Source organism: Pseudomonas sp. B392_1p (assembly GCF_052245235.1).
In the GTDB taxonomy this organism is placed as follows: domain Bacteria; phylum Pseudomonadota; class Gammaproteobacteria; order Pseudomonadales; family Pseudomonadaceae; genus Serpens; species Serpens gallinarum.
Map to the genome: position 1 here is coordinate 1 of NZ_JBQPXM010000035.1, position 547 is coordinate 547.

General features: G+C 55.8%; 1 protein-coding gene. It reads right to left on the reverse strand.

The genetic code is table 11. The annotated features are described in order from the left end of the window. Window positions 1-184: 184 nt before the first annotated feature. On the reverse strand, window positions 185-547 hold a 363-nt coding region (locus ACTV8E_RS20690), incomplete at its 5' end, for a LysR substrate-binding domain-containing protein (protein WP_443200700.1).

Sequence of the window (547 nt, forward strand, 5' to 3'; positions counted from 1 at the left end):
CACCGCTGCGCAATCATCGATCTCTACAGAGGTTCATCCAGCGTCTTGAGGCGAAGTCAGGATCAGGGCGGGATCCGGGATTAGGCGAATGTTCCCTCTGGGTCGTAGCTGCCCGTCACGAATGACCGAAACCGGCCTCCTCACTAAGGGAGAAACCAGCCAAAAGCAAACGTTGCCCTCAGATTCATTCGGGGTTTGTTATCGCGGAGAGCTGCTTTCGCAACCACTTAAGTCCGACGGATGCATCTTGCTGCCTGTGCCAGATCAGGCTGACCTGAACGGGTGACATGGCCAACGGGAAGGGAAAAACTTGCAAGGAGTACTGTCGCGCGAAGTGCTCGGCGAGTGGTTTGGGCACGGTTCCCAGCAAATGAGTTTGCGAGACAACTGATGGGATCGCCAGATAATGAGGAACGAATAGCTGCACCTTTCGTTGAACCTTGGCAGAGCCCAGAACGATCTCCAGGGGTGAGCCACGGCCGGCACGGGGATGAACCGAGACGTGATAGGAGTTCTGGTATTGCGATAGGGTCAATTGCCCCTCGAT